Origin of the sequence: Methylobacterium sp. J-068 (assembly GCF_022829445.1) — a bacterium.
GTDB lineage: Bacteria > Pseudomonadota > Alphaproteobacteria > Rhizobiales > Beijerinckiaceae > Methylobacterium.
The window spans coordinates 50,090-68,285 of record NZ_JAKSXY010000046.1; the positions used below are offsets into that span (position 1 = coordinate 50,090).

At 70.1% G+C, this 18,196-nt stretch carries 14 protein-coding genes; 7 read left to right on the plus strand and 7 right to left on the minus strand.

Annotation, left to right across the window (positions count from 1 at the left end; all coding sequences use genetic code 11):
* Nucleotides 1-73 precede the first annotated feature (73 nt).
* Nucleotides 74-829, plus strand: a complete 756-nt coding sequence (locus MKK54_RS04120) for an AraC family transcriptional regulator (RefSeq protein WP_244009322.1) — start codon at nt 74-76, stop codon at nt 827-829.
* Between the two features lie 52 nt (nt 830-881).
* Here MKK54_RS04120 and MKK54_RS04125 read toward each other — a convergent pair whose 3' ends face one another.
* On the minus strand, nt 882-1,358 hold the full coding sequence (locus tag MKK54_RS04125) for a CYTH domain-containing protein (protein ID WP_244009323.1): 477 nt from the start codon (nt 1,356-1,358) through the stop codon (nt 882-884).
* Between the two features lie 180 nt (nt 1,359-1,538).
* Here MKK54_RS04125 and MKK54_RS04130 point away from each other — a divergent pair, with 180 nt between their 5' ends.
* The gene (locus MKK54_RS04130; protein WP_244009324.1) at nt 1,539-1,985 is read left to right on the plus strand and encodes an NUDIX hydrolase; all 447 of its coding nucleotides are present in this window, start codon (nt 1,539-1,541) and stop codon (nt 1,983-1,985) included.
* Between the two features lie 28 nt (nt 1,986-2,013).
* Here the strand turns inward: MKK54_RS04130 and MKK54_RS04135 are convergent, their stop codons facing one another.
* Nucleotides 2,014-3,594 carry an alkaline phosphatase D family protein gene (locus tag MKK54_RS04135; RefSeq protein WP_244009325.1) on the minus strand — a complete coding sequence of 527 codons (1,581 nt, stop codon included), beginning with the start codon at nt 3,592-3,594 and terminating at the stop codon, nt 2,014-2,016.
* Nucleotides 3,595-3,816: 222 nt separating this feature from the next.
* On the opposite strand from MKK54_RS04135, the gene MKK54_RS04140 reads away from it, so the two are divergent.
* The 5 genes from MKK54_RS04140 (at nt 3,817) to MKK54_RS04160 (ending at nt 12,243) form a co-directional block, all read left to right on the plus strand.
* Entirely contained in the window at nt 3,817-5,466 is a 1,650-nt protein-coding gene (locus MKK54_RS04140) for an inorganic phosphate transporter (RefSeq protein WP_409564124.1), read from the plus strand.
* Between the two features lie 20 nt (nt 5,467-5,486).
* Nucleotides 5,487-5,699 carry a hypothetical protein gene (locus MKK54_RS04145; protein ID WP_244009327.1) on the plus strand — a complete coding sequence of 71 codons (213 nt, stop codon included), beginning with the start codon at nt 5,487-5,489 and terminating at the stop codon, nt 5,697-5,699.
* A gap of 672 nt (nt 5,700-6,371) precedes the next feature.
* A complete protein-coding gene (locus MKK54_RS04150) occupies nt 6,372-7,838 on the plus strand; it encodes a class I SAM-dependent methyltransferase (protein ID WP_244009328.1) in 1,467 nt (488 codons plus the stop codon).
* Between the two features lie 325 nt (nt 7,839-8,163).
* Nucleotides 8,164-11,805 (plus strand): trifunctional transcriptional regulator/proline dehydrogenase/L-glutamate gamma-semialdehyde dehydrogenase, encoded by a 3,642-nt coding sequence (gene putA / locus MKK54_RS04155; protein WP_244009331.1) that lies wholly within the window; start codon nt 8,164-8,166, stop codon nt 11,803-11,805.
* Nucleotides 11,806-11,976: 171 nt separating this feature from the next.
* Nucleotides 11,977-12,243 carry a hypothetical protein gene (locus MKK54_RS04160; RefSeq protein WP_244009332.1) on the plus strand — a complete coding sequence of 89 codons (267 nt, stop codon included), beginning with the start codon at nt 11,977-11,979 and terminating at the stop codon, nt 12,241-12,243.
* Between the two features lie 144 nt (nt 12,244-12,387).
* On the opposite strand, the gene MKK54_RS04165 is transcribed toward MKK54_RS04160, so the two are convergent.
* The 5 genes from MKK54_RS04165 to MKK54_RS04185 all read right to left on the minus strand — a co-directional run bounded on the left by MKK54_RS04165 (nt 12,388) and on the right by MKK54_RS04185 (nt 18,175).
* Nucleotides 12,388-12,636: a DUF6894 family protein gene (locus MKK54_RS04165; RefSeq protein ID WP_244009334.1), complete on the minus strand. Its 249-nt coding sequence runs from the start codon at nt 12,634-12,636 to the stop codon at nt 12,388-12,390.
* Between the two features lie 294 nt (nt 12,637-12,930).
* Nucleotides 12,931-16,017 (minus strand): efflux RND transporter permease subunit, encoded by a 3,087-nt coding sequence (locus MKK54_RS04170; protein WP_244009336.1) that lies wholly within the window; start codon nt 16,015-16,017, stop codon nt 12,931-12,933.
* A 25-nt stretch (nt 16,018-16,042) separates the two neighbouring features.
* A complete protein-coding gene (locus MKK54_RS04175) occupies nt 16,043-17,266 on the minus strand; it encodes an efflux RND transporter periplasmic adaptor subunit (RefSeq protein WP_409564125.1) in 1,224 nt (407 codons plus the stop codon).
* Nucleotides 17,266-17,904, minus strand: coding sequence for a TetR/AcrR family transcriptional regulator (locus tag MKK54_RS04180; protein WP_244009340.1), 639 nt, complete (start codon nt 17,902-17,904; stop codon nt 17,266-17,268). The genes MKK54_RS04175 and MKK54_RS04180 overlap by 1 nt, the downstream gene beginning before the upstream one ends.
* A gap of 1 nt (nt 17,905) precedes the next feature.
* Nucleotides 17,906-18,175, minus strand: coding sequence for a hypothetical protein (locus tag MKK54_RS04185; RefSeq protein ID WP_244009342.1), 270 nt, complete (start codon nt 18,173-18,175; stop codon nt 17,906-17,908).
* Between the last annotated feature and the right edge of the window lie 21 nt (nt 18,176-18,196).

An 18,196-nucleotide genomic window follows, 5' to 3' on the forward strand; every position in this document is an offset into this window, starting at 1 on the left:
CTGACCCGTTGAACGCCGTCGGGCCGAAGGTGTACGCATTCGGGCCAGGGAACGCCGCGACAAGGGAGGCGCCATGCGCTCGATCCGGGCCGAGGACTATCAGGCGGTGCCGCGCGCCGTCGCGGTGATGCCGAAGACCTTCAGGGCCGGCAGCCATACGGACCGCCACGTTCACCCGCGCGCGCAACTGCTCTACGCGACCGCCGGCCTGATGATGGCGACGGCCGAGACCGGGACCTGGGTCGTGCCGGAAGGGCATGCCCTGTGGATCCCGCCCGGCCTGCCGCACGCGGTGGCCATGCACGGCGACGTCGCGATGTGCTCGGCCTATCTCGCGCGCGACGCGATCCGCGACTTCCCCGGCCAGGCCCGCGTCATCGAGGTCTCGGCCCTTCTCGCGGCCGCCCTGGTCGCCCTCACGGACGAGCCCGTGCTCTACGACGAGGCCGGGCGCGGCGGGCATCTGGCGGCCCTCGTCCTCGACGAGATCGGGCGGGCCCCGGAGACCCGGCTGACCCTGCCCTTGCCGCGCGACGCCCGCCTTCGCCGCGTCTGCCTGGGGCTGATCGACGATCCCGCCCGGACGCTCGACCTCGACGCCTGGGCCGATCAGGCGGGCCTGAGCCGGCGGACCCTGACGCGGGGATTCCGCCGCGAGACGGGTCTCACCTTCGGCCAGTGGCGTGCCCGAGCGCGGGTCGTGCGCGCCCTGGCGCTCGCGGCCGATGGCCGGGCACCGCGCCAGGTCGCGGCCTCGGTCGGCTATCGCAGTCTCCAGGCCCTGCGCGGCCGGACGGAAGCCCTGATCGGCGAGGCGCGAGAGGCCTGAGCGACGCGGCCGATGGGCCCCGCACGGAGCGGCCTCGAGGACCCGCTCGGCCTCAGGCCGCGATCGGAAGGGACCTGAAGGTTCGCGCCGCCAGGCACGAGTTGCGATAGCGCTCGTCCGAGGTCACCTCGCGCCCGAGCCAGGCCGGGAACACGACCTCCTCGTCCTCGCGTTCGAGTTCGACCTCGGCCAGGATGAGGCCGCTCAGCGCACCCGCGAAGAGATCCACCTCCCAGACGTGTCCGTGCGCCTCGATGCGATGGCGGACCTTCTCGATGCGATGCCGAGACGCGACCGTGGCGAGCATCACCGCGCCGATCTCGCGCGCGACCTCCTGCTCCAGCTCCACACGGGAGGCGCCCCGGCGCTTTCCCTTCCAGGCCAGGAAGTAGCGGTCGTCCATCCGGCGAATCCGGATCGTGTTCTCCGAATCCGTGAGGAGGTATCCCTGCACGATGCTGATTCCGGACCGGCAGTGCTCCAGCACGGACGGGTGGGCGAGAAACTTGCGCTCGATCTCGATCGGCATGCAGGGCCTGAATCCGTTGCGAGGGCGGCTTCCTGCCGCACGGCCGGGCTGAAGGCAAGGGCACCAACGGCGGGCACCGGAGTTGTCCCTGTTTCGCCGCACCGGGGGTGCATTTCGCGCCCGTCATTTAACAAAATCAATGCGGGCCCATTGGTTGCAGGGCAGGATCGCCGAAATATCATGCGGATGGCCGAGGACACGAAGCTGAAGAAGAAGCACACGCCCCGCACGCAGATCGCCGCGCTTCCGTTTCGACTCGATGCCGAGGGCCGTCCCGAAATCCTGCTGGTCACCTCACGCGAGACGAAGCGGTGGATCATCCCCAAGGGCTGGCCCATGCGCGGCCGCAAGGACCATCGTGCCGCCGAGCAGGAGGCCTTCGAGGAGGCGGGCCTGAAGGGGCGGATCGGCAAGAAGGCGGTCGGCCTCTACCGCTACGACAAGCGCCTGGGCGACGGCAGCGCGCTGCCCTGCGCGGTGAAGGTCTATCCGCTCCGGGTCAGCGAGGAGCGCAAGCGCTGGCCCGAGCACAAGCAGCGTGAGCGGCGCTGGTATGCGGCCGAGGACGCCGCGGCCCTGGTTCAGGAATGGGACCTGCGGGTTTTGCTGCGGGCGTTTCGCGGATAGGCGATCCGGGTGGCCGGACGCCGCGCCGTCAGCCTCGCGCGGGATCGAGGATCACCGACCAGAGCGCGGCGTCGGCGGCGTCCTTGAGGGTGACCGTCATCTGCTCCGTGCGGCCGTCGACGGCGACGTGGCCGAAGAACTGGTAGCCCGCCGCCGGCGAGAGGTTCGCCTGCCCCGGCGGGGGCGCCTTCACGAAGCGCAGTTGCGGCCCGAAGGTGTCGTCGAGCGCGTTGGGCCCGAAGGTGCCGGCATGCAGCGGGCCGGCGACGAATTCCCAGAACGGCTCGAAATCCTGGAAGCGCGCCCGGTTCGGGTCGTAGTAATGCGCCGCCGCGTAGTGGACGTCGGCGGTGAGCCAGACCGTGTTGCGGATGCGGGAATCCCGCAGGAATCGCAGGAGATCGGCGATCTCGAGTTCCCGCCCGAGGGGCGGCCCGTCGCCCTGCGCGACGGCCTCCGAGCCGAATGTCCGGTCCGGATCGTACGGCACGACGAGCCCGAGCGGCATGTCGGCGGCGATCACCTTCCAGGTCGCCCGCGAGGCGCGGAGTTCGTGCTTGAGCCAGGCGATCTGCGTCGGGCCGAGGAAATGGGATTCCGGTCCGTAGGCGGCCTGCCGGTTCTCGCCGTTCGGCCCGCGATAGGAGCGCATGTCGAGCAGGAAGACGTCGACCAGGGGCCCGTGCGAGATCCTGCGGTAGACCCGGCCGGGCTCCGAGGGCTCGAAGCGCATCGGCAGGTATTCGTGGAAGGCGCGCGTGGCGCGCACCTGCAAGGCCAGCACGTTCGGGTCGCGGTACATCTTGCGCAGGTGCTCGGCGCGGGTCAGCGGCTCGCCCGGCCACCAGTTGTTGGTGACCTCGTGGTCGTCCCATTGCGCGAAGACCGGAACCTCGGCGTTCATGGCGAGCACGTTGGCGTCGGTGAGATTGTAGCGGTAACGGCCCCGGAACTCGTCGAGGGTCTCGGCGGGCTTCGACACCGCCTCGGTGACGCGGTTGCGCCAGAGGCTGCCGTCCGGGAGCCGCACCTCGGGAACGATCGGACCGTCGGCGTAGATCGTGTCGCCGGAATGGAGGAAAAAGTCCGGCCGGTTGCGCAGCATGGCGGCGTAGATCGTCATCCCGCCGCGGGCCTCGTCGATGCCCCAGCCCTGCCCGGCCGTGTCGCCGGACCAGCAGAACGAGACCGAGCGGCGGTCCGACGGCGCGGTCCGAAAGCGCCCGACCTGCGGCGCGCCGAGGATCGTGGGCGCGGCGAGATCCTGGAGGCGAACCCTGTAGAAGACGTCCTGGCCGGGCGGCAGTCCCGTCAGGGCGACCTTTACGGTCCCGTCGCTCACGGGGAGGGCGTCGGCGAACACGCCGCCCCGAATCTCGGTGAAACGCTCCGTGGTCGCCCACTCGATCATCGCGCGGCAGGGCCGGTCGGCCCGCGCCCAGACGATGGCGGACGTCGCGTCGACGTCGCCGGATTGCAGGCCGTGCGTCAGGACGGGGCGATCGGCGGCCCGGCTGAGACCGGGGCGGAAGACACCCGCGCCGGCGCCCGCGAGGCCGGCCGCGGCACCGATCAGGAACGGACGACGGGTCAGGCTCGAACGGGACATGGCTGCGGACTCGACGGGCACGCCTCCACCATGCCGCTCCCCTTTGACGCCTTGACGACGTCCGACCCGCGTTGCGGACGAAGGCGCCGGATGCCGAATCCAGCACGTCGAACGCTTCACTCCTCATCCGGAATAAGCGAGGATTGCGGCAGCCTGTCACATGAACGTATCAGTTCGGGGATAGCGCACGGACGATCGCCGCATCGACGCCCAGGAACTTCCATGTCCGACGCTGCCATGACGTCCCCCGACCTGCCGTCACCGAACCTGGCACGGGCAGGGACGTCGCGGCCCGGGCCGCGGATGAATCACCGCATTCATCCCGGCGGCATCATCGCCTTCCTGCTGGTGCTCGTCGGAGGGCTGGCCTACGCCGTCGTCAGCCTCATCGCCGACATGAACGCGGTCCACCAGGAGCCCCTGGCCATCGGCGCGTTCGTGCTGCTCGGCCTCGCCCTGCTCATCGCTTTGGCCTTCGAGTTCGTGAACGGCTTCCACGACACGGCCAACGCGGTCGCGACCGTGATCTACACGCACGCGATGCCGCCGCTGGTGGCGGTGATCTGGTCCGGGGCGTTCAACTTCCTCGGCGTCCTGCTCTCGTCCGGTGCCGTGGCCTACGCCATCGTCACCCTGCTGCCGGTGGAGCTGATCCTCCAGGTCGGCTCCGGGGCCGGGTACGCGATGATCTTCGCGCTGCTGATCGCCGCCATCCTCTGGAACCTCGGCACCTGGGCCTTCGGCCTGCCGAACTCCTCGTCGCACACGCTGATCGGCTCGGTGATCGGCGTCGGCCTCGCCAACCAGCTGATGGCGCCGGAGGGCTCCGCGACTTCGGGGGTCGATTGGGCGCAGGCGCTCGGCGTGTTCAAGGCCCTGCTGTTCAGCCCCCTCTGCGGGTTCTTCGCCGCCGCCCTGCTCCTCCTGGCGCTCAAGCTAACGGTGCGGCGCAAGGACCTCTACGAGGCCCCCCAGGGCGAGGCGCCGCCCCCGCTCTGGATTCGCGGCCTGCTGATCCTGACCTGCACCCTCGTGTCGTTCTTCCATGGCGGCAACGACGGCCAGAAGGGCATGGGGCTCATCATGCTCATCCTCATCGGCGCGGCGCCGACTGCCTACGCCCTCAACCGCACCATGGCGGACGACACCACCCCGGCCTTCATCCAGATGTCGCAGAGCGCGAGCGCGGTGTTCGCCGCCCGTGCCGGAGGCAGCGCCCAGCCCGACGCGGCGTCCGCCCGCAAGCAGGTCTCGGAAGCGCTACGCTCGAAGGACCTGAACCAGCCCGCCCTGTACGCCGCGCTCGCGTCCCTCGCGACCGATATCGCCGCCAACGTGAAGAACTACGGCGCGATCAAGCAGGTCCCGGCCGCGCAGACCTCCAACCTGCGCAACGACATGTACCTGGCCTCCGATGCGATCCGCCTGCTGCCGAAGAACGGCGCCAGCTTCTCCGAGGCCGAGGCCGCGACGCTGAAATCCTACACCGGCCTCCTCAACGACGGGACCCGCTACATCCCGACCTGGGTGAAGGTCTGCGTCGCCCTGGCCCTGGGCCTCGGCACCATGGTCGGCTGGAAGCGCATCGTGGTCACGGTCGGCGAGAAGATCGGCAAGACCCACCTCACTTACGCCCAGGGTGCCTCGGCCGAGATGGTCGCGGCCGGCACGATCGGGCTGGCCGAACTCTACGGCCTGCCGGTCTCGACCACGCACATCCTGTCGAGCGGTGTCGCCGGCACCATGGCGGCCAACGGCTCGGGCCTGCGGATGTCGACCGTTCGCAACATGGCGCTGGCCTGGGTGCTGACGCTGCCCGCCGCGATCACCCTGGCCGGCCTCCTGTTCTTCATCCTGCGGCACGTGTTCTGAATGGGGGAGAGGAAGCTCGGATGACGGAGTCCCAGGCACATCCCGACGAGGCCTCCGGCGAGCGCCTCGTATCCATGAACGCCATGCTGGCCGAGTGGGCGGCGTGTTGCGCGGCCGAGAGCGCCTCGCTCATCGAGCGGTTCGAGGCGATGGGATATCGGGTGCGCGGAAAATCGAAGGAGGAGGTCACGGAGGTGCTGAAGCGACCGCCGACCGGCGCCTCGGCCGCCTGATCTCGCTCAACGGGAGCGATGAGGGACCCACCCTCAGTGGATCACCGTCCGGTTTTCCGGAGTGCGCTCCCGGCGGTGGGGCTCCGCCGTGGGGCGCGATCGATGTCGGCAAGGACGTCCTTGATCCCGGGCTGACAACCGCCGCCGAGCCATTGGGGCCAGGACGACAGACCCTCAAACCAAAAGACCTGCCGCCCTGATCCGTGAAACAGTCGCCACGGGGCCAGAGCGCGTGCCACGCTATCGAGATCGAGCCGGCACGGACGTGTCGTGTCTCCAGCATGGCCCGCGGATTTATGCGGCGCCGATGCGTGCGAGTCGGCATCCTGGCTCAAACGATCCGCGTGCCCCTCAAGATCGTCACGGCGCGCTGGAATGGCGGAAACCCGCTCCAGGGCGGATTGCGGGCGTGGCTGGTCGTCCTTTCCGCCAGCCCTCGCGTGTGCACACGGCCCGGCACGCCTCGCCTACTTTCGAGCGCACCGGTGGCTTGGTGATATTGGAATGCTCGGATATCTTTCCCCCCCGACGCGAGGGGAATCCGGTACAGGCAGAATACAGATTTATCGCTGCAAAGTCATACTTCGATTATTCCGGATATCAATACAACTTATATTTAATCGACCCCGACAGCATCCAAAGCATCCATATCGACGATCAGGCCACAGAAACATGCTCGAACAAATCGACAAACGGCTGACAAAAGATTTTCAGGATGCGTGGGAGAAAGTCAAATCCTTTACGATGACTTCGCCCGAGCGCGGTTTCGCGCTTTGGAATGCTGTCACCACAATCGTCGACAACGACATTCCAGGCGCATTTGTCGAATGCGGCGTCTGGAAAGGCGGCTCTTCCATGCTGATTATGTTAGCATTGCTGCATAAAGGCGTCGCGAATCGTGATATTTATCTTTTCGATACCTTTGAAGGCATGACGTTACCCGGCGAGACCGATGTCGATTTACATGGAGACCCGGCCTCCAAGCTTATGGAAGGCATACGGGGACCTGAAATTGCCGAGTTGGTGAAAGCCTCCATCGGTTTCGATGATGTGTATGCCGCGATCGCAAGCACTGGTTACGACATGCGCCTGGTACGCCTCATCAAAGGTGATGCGCGCGAGACCGTCAAAAGAACGCAAACATTTCAAATCTCTCTCCTTCGATTGGACACGGATTTCTACGACAGCACTTTTGCGGAGCTGGAATATCTATATCCCCGCCTGACGAAAGGTGGCGTGCTCATCATCGACGATTACGGCCATTGGCAGGGCGCACGACAAGCTGTCGAAGATTATTTCCTGGACAACAAATTCGGATACAAGCGGCCGATTTTATGGGCGTTCGATTATACGGGTTGGGGCGGAATAAAAATCGACGCCGCCGAGGAAATCGAGATCGATCGGTACGATTATGCCCCACCCGGGCTCACACCGCATCCCGATCTATTGCCGCTTTTCCCTCACGCCAGGATCGTCAACCCTTGGACGGTCGGCTGGCCCTACCTGCGCAGCGGCGTCCCGCATATCTGGAGATCCGACCGGCGCGACACCTCGGGCTATGTCATCGGCAATGCCTCCGCTGAAGAGGCGGCATGCCTCTATGCGCTGGCCAAACTCTTTTCAGGCAAGAGGGGGCTCGAGATCGGGAGCCATTTCGGCTGGACAGGGGCACATCTCCTGAGCGCCGGCCTTCGTCTTGATTGCATAGACCCGGCATTCTTCGAGGAAAATCGGAAAAATGCATTGCGCGAAGTCTTCGATGCGATCTCCCCCGATCGCTCTTACAAGCTTTGGGCAGGGTTTTCTCCAGATATCCTGGAGGAGGTCTATGCCTCCGATCCGGAGCCATGGTCTTTTGCCTTCATCGATGGGAATCACGACGGCGAAGCTCCCTACAATGATGCAGTCAACGTCCTGAATTATCTAGCAGAGGATGCTCTGGTCGTCTTCCACGACTTGACCTCTCCCTTTGTGGAAAAAGGCCTCGAGGTTTTCCTGAATGCAGGGTTCAATGTGAAACTCTTCAACACCATGCAAATCCTGGGTGTCGCCTGGCGCGGAGATGTGAACCCGCCGGAACACGTTCGAGATCAGAACACGCCCATGCTCTTCCAATCACATCTCGCCAAATATCTTTAGGAGCGATCGCACGATCACGACCCTGTGCCGTCCGATGCATGGCATCGATGACATGCGGATGGACGCCGCGGCGTTGGAGGCGTCGAAGCCAGCCCCGATCCGGGCGCGACACGCCTCCGACAGCCGAGAAGTCGTTGCGGCATTCGGGCCTGTGAAGCATCGGACGGCGTACCACGCAGCGAATCGGCGTTGGTGCGGGCGGTGAGCGCGTCCTTCAGGATCGCAGTCGGGTGAGTCACGCGGGGACATCGCCCGCCATGTTCTCGCGGCGAACCGGCGCCTATGCTTCCCGCAGCACGGACGCGAAGCCGCAGCGAGCCACCCCATGTCGATCGCTCCCAGCCGTCCCCACGACGATTCACCGGCGCTGTCGCCTCTGAGGATGGCGATCGTGGCGGCCTATCGGCGCCCCGAGGCGGACTGCGTGACGCCGCTCCTCGCGCGCGCCGCGTCACCGCCCGAGGCGGCGTCGCGCGTCGCCGCCACGGCACGCCGCCTCGTCGAGACCCTGCGCCGGACGGCGCGGCGCGGGGGCGTCGAGGGGCTGATCCACGAATACGCCCTGTCGAGCCAGGAGGGCGTCGCCCTGATGTGCCTCGCCGAGGCGCTGCTGCGCATTCCCGACGCGGCGACCCGCGATGCGCTGATCCGCGACAAGATCGCGGGCGGGGACTGGCAGGCGCATCTCGGCCACAGCCCGTCGCCCTTCGTCAACGCCGCGACCTGGGGCCTGCTCGTCACGGGCAAGCTCACCGCGAGCACGGGCGAAACCGGACTCACCGCCGCGCTGACGAGTCTGATCGGGCGCGGCGGCGAGCCGCTGATCCGCAAGGGCGTCGACCTCGCCATGCGCCTGATGGGGGAGCAGTTCGTCGCCGGCCAGACCATCGGGGAGGCCCTGCGCCGGGCCCGCCGGATGGAGGCGAAGGGCTTCACCTATTCCTACGACATGCTCGGCGAGGGCGCGGTCGAGGCGGCCGACGTGGCCCGCTACGAGGACGCCTACCGCGCGGCGATCCAGGCCATCGGCGAGGCCTCGGCAGGGCGGGGCATCCTCGCGGGACCAGGCATCTCGATCAAGCTCTCGGCCCTTCATCCGCGCTACACGCGCGCCAAGCGCGGGCGGGTGCTGGCCGAACTGGTGCCGCGCGTGACGGGGCTGGCACGCCTCGCCCGGCGCTTCGACATCGGCCTCAACATCGACGCCGAGGAGGCCGACCGCCTCGACCTGTCCCTGGACATCCTGGAGGCGCTGGCGCTCGACCCGGATCTCACGGGGTGGGACGGCCTCGGCTTCGTCATCCAGGCCTACGGGAAGCGCTGCCCGTTCGTGATCGACTGGCTCGTCGACCTGGCGCGGCGCACGCACCGGCGCCTCATGGTCCGGCTCGTGAAGGGGGCCTACTGGGACGCGGAGATCAAGCGCGCGCAAGGGGAGGGGCTCGAAGACTTCCCCGTCTTCACCCGCAAGGCGCATACCGACGTGTCCTACCTCGCCTGTGCCCGGCAGATGCTGGCGGCGCCCGACGCGATCTTCCCGCAATTCGCAACGCACAATGCGCAGACCCTGGCCGCCATCGTGGAGATGGCCGGCCCCGATTTTCGTCCCGGCGACTACGAGTTCCAGTGCCTGCACGGCATGGGCGAACCCCTCTACGAGACGGTCGTGGGCCCGGATCGGCTCGACCGGCCCTGCCGTATCTACGCGCCGGTGGGCACGCACGAGACCCTGCTCGCCTACCTGGTCCGCCGGCTGCTGGAGAACGGCGCCAACGCCTCCTTCGTCAACCGCATCGCCGACGAGACCGTGCCGGTGGAGGCGCTGATCGCCGATCCCGTCGAGACCGTCCGCGCCGAGGCGGTGCCGGGCGCGCCGCATCCCCGGATCGCCCAGCCGCCGGACCTGTTCGGACCCGGGCGCCGCAATGCCGCCGGGGTCGATCTGAGCGACGAATCCGTGCTGGCCGGACTGTCCGAGAGCCTCGCGGCGGGCGCGCGCCGGACCTGGACCGCGAGCCCGTCCGGCGCCACGCCGGTCATAGCCCGAGAGCCCATCCGCAATCCGGCCGACCGGGACGATGTCGTTGGCTACGCTCGCGCTTCCGAGCCAGCCGACATCGCCCGCGCGCTCGCGGCCGCGGCTTCCGGCGCCGCGTCCTGGGCCGCCACGCCGGCGATCGTCCGCGCCGAGGCGCTGCGGCGGGCGGCCGATGCCTTCGAGGCGCGGAGGCCGCTCCTCATCGGGCTCATCGCGCGCGAGGCCGGCCGGACCCTTCCCAACGCCGTCGCGGAGGTGCGGGAGGCGGTGGATTTCCTGCGCTTCTACGCGGCCGAGATCGTCCGGATCGCCGACGCGGACAACCCGGCGCCGCTCGGGCCGGTGGCCTGCATCGCGCCCTGGAACTTCCCGCTGGCGATCTTCACGGGTCAGGTCGCCGCCGCCCTGGCGGCCGGGAACCCGGTGTTGGCCAAGCCCGCCGAGGAGACGCCGCTGATCGCCGCCGAGGCGGTCCGGCTGCTGCACGGGGCGGGCATTCCGGCCGACGCCCTGCAGATCCTGCCCGGCGCGGGCGCGGTCGGCGCCGCCCTGGTGGCGGATGCACGGGTGCGGGGCGTGATGTTCACGGGCTCCACGGCGGTGGCGCGCACGATCCACAGGCGCCTGTCGGAGCGGCTGAATCCGGACGGGCGCCCGGTGCCGCTCATCGCCGAGACGGAGGGCCGGAACGCCCTGGTGGTCGATTCCTCGGCGCTCCCCGAACAGGTGGTGGCGGATGTCATCGCCTCCGCCTTCGATTCAGCGGGCCAGCGCTGCTCGTCCCTGCGCATCCTCTGCCTGCAGGAGGAGGTGGCCGACCGCATCCTTACCCTGCTGCGCGGCGCGATGCGCGAACTCGAAATGGGCGACCCGCGGCGGCTCTCGGTGGATGTCGGCCCGCTGATCGGCGCCGCCGCGGCGGCCGAGGTCACGCGCCATCTCACGCGGATGCGGGCGCGCGGCCACGCGATCACGCAACGGACCGCGCCGTCCGGCCAGGACAGCTTCGTGCCCCCGGCGCTGATCGCGATCGACCGGATCGCGGACCTGGAGCGGGAGGTGTTCGGCCCGGTGCTGCACGTCCTGCGCTACCGCCGGACCGACCTCGACGCGCTGATCGCGGCGATCAACGCCACCGGCTACGGGCTGACCTTCGGCCTGCACACCCGGATCGACGAGACGGTGACGCGGGTGCTCGGCCGGATCCGGGCCGGCAACGTCTACGTCAACCGGAACATCGTCGGGGCGGTGGTGGGCGTGCAGCCCTTCGGCGGCACGGGCCTGTCGGGGACGGGGCCGAAGGCGGGCGGACCGCTGATCCTGCGCCGGCTCCTGGCCGATCCGCCGCCGGCACGCTTCGAGGACGGGCGGGAGGCGCCGGCCGTCCGGGCCTATGCGGACTGGCTGAGGGGCGTGGGCCGGGCGGACCTCGCCGCGCGCGTCGCCACGCTCATGTCCGGGTCGGGGTTCGGGGTCGAGCGGGCGTTGCCGGGTCCGGTGGGCGAGCGCAACACCTGGGCGCTGCACCCGCGGGGGCGCGTCGCGGCCCTCGCCCGCACCGCGACCGGACTGCGGCTCCAGGTCGGAGTGATCCTCGCCACCGGCAACCAGGCGGTGGTGATCGGTCCCGAGGCGAGCCTGCCCGGCCTGCCGCCGGAGGTCGCCGCCCGGATCGCGTACGCGCCCGACATCGGGGCGGTGGAGGATCTCCAGGCGGTGCTGCACGAGGGTGACCGCGCGGCGCGGCGCGCCCTCGGTCGCGACCTCGCGGCGCGGGAGGGGGAGATCGTGGCGCTGCAATCCCTGGACCCCGCCGCCCTGGCGGCAGGCCGGGACTACGACGCCCTCGGCCTCCTCGCGGAGCGCTCGGTCTCGGAGAACCTCGCGGCCGCCGGCGGAAACGCCGCCCTGATGACCCTCGAGGCCTGAGCCGGCATCCGCATCGGCCGACCCCGCGCGGGCGCCCGGAGCGGGCCGCCGGGCGCGCTTCAGCTTGGGTTCAACTGCCATGGCCCAGCTTGAGCGGCCTCGCGAGGCGGACGATCCCGGCCGGTCGTCCGCCGCTTCGCGACGGCGCGCCTCGCACCCCGCCCCGGATCCATGCTCGCCCTCGCGCCCAACACCTTCGGAACGCTCCTGTGGCCGCTCCCCGACGCGGCGCCGCCGCCTCCGCCATCGGTGCCGGCCCCGCCGAGCTTCCTGAGAAGCGTCACGCCGGCCCTCGACCGCGCCTTCGGCTTGCCCGACCCCTGGGACCTGCCGGACGACCTCGCGGCGCTGACGACCCGGCTGCGCGCCGGCCCCCTCGGGACGCGACCGGATTCGCCGCCCGCCGCCGAGCCGGACCGGCCCGCCGCGACGCCGTGAAAGGGGGGCCGTGGCCCAAGCGGCGCCGGCGCGATCCGCCGACGATCGACCATGCGGGTCCGTGGCGGACGGGCGCACCGCCCCACGAACGGACCCGTTCGGACACCTCGGACCGATGGAATCAGGACATCCCGTCGAGCCGGATCAGCGCTCCTCCGGGCGCGCGCTGAATCCGCTGAACAGGAGGGTCGCCGTATAAACCGTTTCGTTTCGCTCGTCCCGAACACGGCAGGTGATCGTGTGGTGGTCCCCATCCTCCGGCAGGATCTCCTTGGCGATCTCCGGGAGCGCTCGCTTCGCCTCTCGGCGAACCGCGTCGAAGTCGGTGCATTCGACGCCATGATCGTCGAGCTGAAACCGGCCGTCGTGGATGTCGAAGAAGTAGCGAGGCACGCGGCTCTCCACGCATCGAAGGCGGGAGCACAATCTGTCTCTCAGGCGCGGAAGGCCGAGGGCAGGGCCGCGATGACGCGACCTTAGGGCATTCCGGAACGCCCCGCATCAAACAAGAGCGCCGATGCGTGCGCTTTTCGTCGGGTCCAGGGCCTATCGCTCGTGCGAACGCCGCCGTCGCCGCGCCGATGGCGGCCACCTCGCCCGACGATCCGCGACCGGGCGAGGGGTGGATAAGTCAGGGCCGTCCCTGACGCTCATCGCGGACCGGCGATCCGCCCGAGCCAGCCCCCATCAGGCGTGATGGACGGACGGCGCGGACGCCTCGTCGCGGGCGCCGACGAAGCGGCCGAAGAGGCGCCCGAGGACGGCGCCGAGGCTGTCCATCAGCAGGAACACGGCGGGCACGAACACGAGCGAGAGCAGGGTCGAGACGATCAGGCCGGAGATCACCGCCACCGCCATCGGGGCGCGGAACTCGCCGCCGACCCCCAGCGCCATGGCGGAGGGCACCATGCCGGCCGCCATGGCGATGGTGGTCATCACGATGGGCCGGGCCCGCTTGAGCCCCGCATCCACGATGGCCGTGACCCGGTCGACGCCGCGCCCCATCTCCTCGACGGCGAAGTCGACCAGCATGATGGCGTTCTTCGTCACCAGCCCCATCAGCATCAGGATGCCGATGACGACGGGCATCGAGATCGGCATGTTGAGGATCAGAAGGCCGAGGATCGCGCCGCCGATGGAGAGCGGCAGCGAGAACAGGATGGTCAGCGGCTGCAGGAACGAGCCGAACAGCAGCACCAGCACCGCGTAGACCATCATGATGCCGGCGCCCATCGCCATCAGGAAGCCCGAGAAGACCTCGGCCATGATCTCCGCGTCGCCGGTCTGGCGGATGGTCACGCCCGGCGGCAGGTTCCGCGCGGTCGGCGTCTGGAGCGCCTGGGCGATCAGCGAGCCGAGGGCGTCCGAGCCCTCCATGTTGGCCTCGACGGCGACCCGCACCACGCGGTCGTAGCGCTCGATGGCGCCGGGGCCCTGGTCGAGCTCGATGTCGGCCACGGCCGCGAGCGGCACGGCGGCGCCGTTCCTGCCCGGCACCTTGAGGTTCTCCAGGCGCGAGACCGCGCCGCGCGCGCTCTCGGGCAGTTGCACCCGGATCGGAACCTGGCGGTCGGGCGCGTTGAACTTGGCCAGATTCAGGCCGATGTCGCCGATGGTGCCGACGCGCACCGTCTCCGCGATGGCGTCGGTGGAGACGCCGAGATCGGCGGCGGCGGCCTCCTTGGGCCGGATGCGGACCTCCGTGCGGTTGAGGGGCGCCGTCGACATCACCGAGACGAGGTGGGGAATCGCCGCCATGTCGCGCTGGAGCCGGGCGGCGACCTCCGTGACCACGTCGACGTCGGGACCGCCGACCACGAGGGCGAGGTCGCGCTGGCCGCCGTCGCGCAGGGTCCAGGAGCGGATGTCGGGCTCCCGCGCGAGAAGTCCGGCGATCTCGGTCTCGATCGCGGCCTGTTTCCGCGCGCGCTGGCTCTTCGGCGTCAGGTTGACGATGAGGGTGGCGAGCCGCGTCTCCCGCTTGCCGCCGGCCTGGCGCCCGCCATCGACGAAGACCGAGACCACCTCGGGCAGGGCGCGGATGCGGGCCGCCACGCGGTTCGAGACCGCCACCGTGTCGGGCAGCCGCGCGCCCGGCGCCAGTTCCACCATGAACAGGGTGCGGGCATTGTCCTGCTTGGGCACGAACCCGGACGGCAGCAGCCCCGTGGAGGCGAGCGAGCCGGCGAACAGCGCCAATCCGACGATCAGCGTGACGACGCGGTGGCGCACCGACCAGCCGACGAGGCGCCCGTAAGCACGCATCACCCAACCCTCGCGGGCCTCCGCGTGGCCGTGATCGCGCAGGAAGTAGGCCGCCAGCATCGGGGTGATCAGCCGCGCCACGAGGAGCGACATGAACACCGAGACCGCGATGGTGAGGCCGAACTGCATGAAGTAGCGCCCCGCGATGCCGCCCATGAACGAGACCGGCGCGAACACCGCGATGAGCGTCGCCGTGATGGCGATGACCGCGAGCCCGATCTCGTCCGCGCCCTCAAGTGCCGCGCGATAGGGCGATTTGCCCATGCGCATGTGGCGGACGATGTTCTCGATCTCCACGATGGCGTCATCGACGAGGATGCCGGTGACCAGCGTGATGGCGAGCAGGCTGATGCCGTTGAGGGTGAAGCCCATCGCATCCATCGCCCAGAAGGTCGGAAAGACGGAGAGCGGCAGGGCGATGGCGGCGATGAGGGTGGCGCGCCAGTCGCGCAGGAACAGGAACACCACCAGCACGGCCAGCGCCGCCCCCTCGATCAGGGTGTGCATGGCCGAATCGTAAGAGCCGATGGTGGCCGAGACCGAGGAGTCGATGGTCTCGAACCGGATGTCCGGATAGGCGGTCTTGAACGCCGCGATGCGCGTCTCGACCCCCGCCGCCACCTCGGCGTCGCTGGCGCCCGAGCCGCGCGAGACCGCGAAGGCCACCACGGGCTCGCCGTTGAAGCTCGCGAAGGTGCGGGGCTCCTCGACGCCGTCCTCCAGGTTCGCCAGTTCATCGAGGCGGACCTTGCGGCCGCCGGGCAGGATGATCGAGGTGGCCCCGAGGTCGCGCAGGGACCGCGAGGCGGCGAGCGTGCGGATCGACTGCTCGCGGCCGCCGACCTCGCCGCGCCCGCCCGCCAGGTCGGCGGAGGTGAGGCGCAACTGCCGGTTCACGTCCGCCGCCGTGATGCCGAGCGCCAGCAGCCGGTCGGGCAGGAGGGTGACGCGCATCTCGCGGGCGACGCCGCCGACGCGCTCGACGCCGCCGACGCCCTTCACGCCCTGGAGGCTGCGCGCGACCCGGTCCTCCACGAACCAGGACAGCTCGGCGGGGGTCATGCCGGGCGATGTCACGCCGTAGATCAGGATCGGCAGCCCGGTGATCTCGACGCGCTGGATCACCGGCTCGTCGATGGTGCGGGGCAGGTTGATGCGGATCCGCGAGACCGCGTCCTTGACGTCGTTGACGGCCCGGTCGGTGTTCACCTCCAGGCGGAACTCCACCGTGGTGACGGACGAGCCTTCCGTGATCGCCGAGGTGACGTGCTTGACCCCGCGCACGCCGGCGATCGAATCCTCGACCCACTTCGTCACCTGGGTCTGGAGTTCGGAGGGCGCCGCGCCGCTCTGCGTGATCGTCACCGAGACGATCGGCACGTCGACGTTCGGCATCCGCGTCACCGCGAGGCCGCGGAAGCTGACGAGGCCGAGCACGATCAGCACCAGGAACAGCACGAGGGGGGCGATCGGATTGCGGATCGCCCAAGCGGAGATGTTCAGGCGCATGGGGCGACCCGTTCCGGTTCTGGTGTCAGGGCGCGCCCGCCTCGGCGGTCTCGCGCGGGGAGGGGCCGGCGGCGAGCGCCGGCTCCGGCTCCATGAGGGGGACCGGGCGGACCCGGTCGCCGTCGCGCAGGAAGCTGCCGGCGCGGGCGACCACGCGCTCGCCGTCGGCGAGCCCGGCGCGGATCTCGATGTCGTCGTCGTCGGAGAGCCCGGTGCGGACCTCGCGGGCCTCCACCACGTCGTCCGCGACCACGAGGACGGTGCTGCGCTTGGCCCCGCCATAGAGCACGGAGGCCTGCGGCACGGTCACGCCACGGGTGCGGGCGAGCTCGACGGCGCCGCGCGCGAAGGTGCCGATGCGCAGGCGCGGATCCGGCTCCAGGCGGATCCGGACCTTGCCGAGGCGCGTCGCCCGGTCGACCTCCGGATACACGGTGCGGACGCTGCCCGACACGCGGACGCCGTCGCCGAGTTCGATCCAGGCCGGCGCGTCGTCGCGCAGCCGGGGCAGCTTGGTCTCGATGACCTCGCCTTCCAGTTCGATCTCGCCGCGCGCGATCAGGCGGAACAGCGGCTCGGCCGAGGCCGAGGCGGCGAGCCCCACGCGGGCGCTGCGGCGGCTGACGATGCCGGCCTCGGGGGCGCGGATCTCGGTGCGGGCGAGGCGCAGGTTCAGCTCGTCGAGCACCGCGCGGGCCTGGGCGAGGTCGGCCCGCGCGATGCGCAGGCCGTTGCGGGCGAAGGCGAGCTTGCCCTCGGCCTGGCGCAGGGTCGCGGTGCGGCCCTCCATGATGGCGGCGGTGGCGTTGCCGGTCTGCAGGAGCTGGCGCGCCCGCTCGTAGGCGAGGCGGGCCTCGGTCTCGGCGGCCTCCGCCTGCGCGATGCTGCTCTCGGCCTGGGGCACGGCGGCCTCGGCCTTCTCGACGAGCGCGGCCTGCTGGGCGAGCTGCCGGTCGACGAGGTCGTGCGAGAGGCGGGCCAGCACCTGGCCGCGCGCCACCCGCGCGCCTTCCTCCACCAGCACCTCGGTGACGCGGTAGCCCTCGATCTCGGGCGTCACCAGGACCTCGTCGCGCGGCACCAGCGTGCCGGTGACGACCACCGTCTCGACGATATCGCGTCGCTTCGCCGCGACGACGCTGATCGTCGGCACGAGGTCGGTCTTGGGTGCCGCCGGGGGGGCGTTCGCCAGCACCGGCTGCCCGAGGATCAGGGCCAGCAGGGCGGCGAGGGGAGCGCGCGAAACCATCATCGGGCGAAGTCTCGCGCGGTCTCGGCGAGGGCGGGCAGGCGGCCGTCGAGGCCCGCCGCGATCAGGGCCTGGACCTGCGCGACGGCCGCGGCCGTGTCGTAATCGGGCAGGATGGCCCGGCTGAGGACAATGCCCTTCAACTGGGGTCCCAGCAGGGAATACAGGGCGGCGGGGTCGCAGGCGGGCGAGGTGGCCAGGGCCGCGAAGGTCTCCTCGAACCAGGCGCGCGCCTCCGCCTCGGTCTCGTCGGTCAGGGCCGCGATGGCGGGGTTGCGGGTGCCCTCGGACCAGATTTCCAGGCGCAGGGTCGCGGCCTCGCGGGTGAGCGCGCCGAAATACTGCGCCAGCACCCCGAGCAGGGCGCCGCGCCGGTCCCCCTCTTGCTGCAGCCGCGTCACCAGGAGGGCGCCGCTTTCGCGCTCGCGCGCCACGAGGCCGAGGACCAGGGCCTCCTTCGAGCGGAAGTAGTGGTAGAAATTGCCCGCCGTCATGCCGGCCTCGCGGGCGAGGTCCTGCATCGTGGTGCGGTGGAAGCCGTTGCGCACGAAGCAGGCGCAGGCGGCATCGAGGATCTGTTCCCGCCGCGCGGCCTGCGTGCCACGGGCGTCGATCACGGTCCCGACCGGTGCGGCCATGTCAGAGCACCTTTCCGTCCGTGATCGGCGCGGCGACCCGGCAGGCGGGCAGCGACGCCTCCGCATCCGCGCAGAGGCGGGCCTGCCAGCCGACCGCACCGTTGCCGGTCCAGGCGATCAGGGCGGCCCAGCCGAGCACCAGCACGGCGCCGAGGAGGAGGGGCTCCGGCGCCCAGAGCGCGCGCGCCCTGCGGACCGTCAGGCGCAGGGCCGCGCGGGCACGCGGGCTCGGCACCACCCCGACCTGAAAATCCTGATGCGTCCGCTGCATGGCATCCTCCAACCGACGCCC

Bases quoted from the DNA above. Each gene is read 5' to 3' on its own strand.
- MKK54_RS04120 (WP_244009322.1), top strand. From the start codon at position 74: ATGCGCTCGATCCGGGCCGAGGACTATCAGGCGGTGCCGCGCGCCGTC.
- MKK54_RS04125 (WP_244009323.1), bottom strand. From the start codon at position 1,358: ATGCCGATCGAGATCGAGCGCAAGTTTCTCGCCCACCCGTCCGTGCTG.
- MKK54_RS04130 (WP_244009324.1), top strand. From the start codon at position 1,539: ATGCGGATGGCCGAGGACACGAAGCTGAAGAAGAAGCACACGCCCCGC.
- MKK54_RS04135 (WP_244009325.1), bottom strand. From the start codon at position 3,594: ATGTCCCGTTCGAGCCTGACCCGTCGTCCGTTCCTGATCGGTGCCGCG.
- MKK54_RS04140 (WP_409564124.1), top strand. From the start codon at position 3,817: ATGTCCGACGCTGCCATGACGTCCCCCGACCTGCCGTCACCGAACCTG.
- MKK54_RS04145 (WP_244009327.1), top strand. From the start codon at position 5,487: ATGACGGAGTCCCAGGCACATCCCGACGAGGCCTCCGGCGAGCGCCTC.
- MKK54_RS04150 (WP_244009328.1), top strand. From the start codon at position 6,372: ATGCTCGAACAAATCGACAAACGGCTGACAAAAGATTTTCAGGATGCG.
- putA (WP_244009331.1), top strand. From the start codon at position 8,164: ATGTCGATCGCTCCCAGCCGTCCCCACGACGATTCACCGGCGCTGTCG.
- MKK54_RS04160 (WP_244009332.1), top strand. From the start codon at position 11,977: ATGCTCGCCCTCGCGCCCAACACCTTCGGAACGCTCCTGTGGCCGCTC.
- MKK54_RS04170 (WP_244009336.1), bottom strand. From the start codon at position 16,017: ATGCGCCTGAACATCTCCGCTTGGGCGATCCGCAATCCGATCGCCCCC.
- MKK54_RS04175 (WP_409564125.1), bottom strand. From the start codon at position 17,266: ATGGTTTCGCGCGCTCCCCTCGCCGCCCTGCTGGCCCTGATCCTCGGG.
- MKK54_RS04180 (WP_244009340.1), bottom strand. From the start codon at position 17,904: ATGGCCGCACCGGTCGGGACCGTGATCGACGCCCGTGGCACGCAGGCC.
- MKK54_RS04185 (WP_244009342.1), bottom strand. From the start codon at position 18,175: ATGCAGCGGACGCATCAGGATTTTCAGGTCGGGGTGGTGCCGAGCCCG.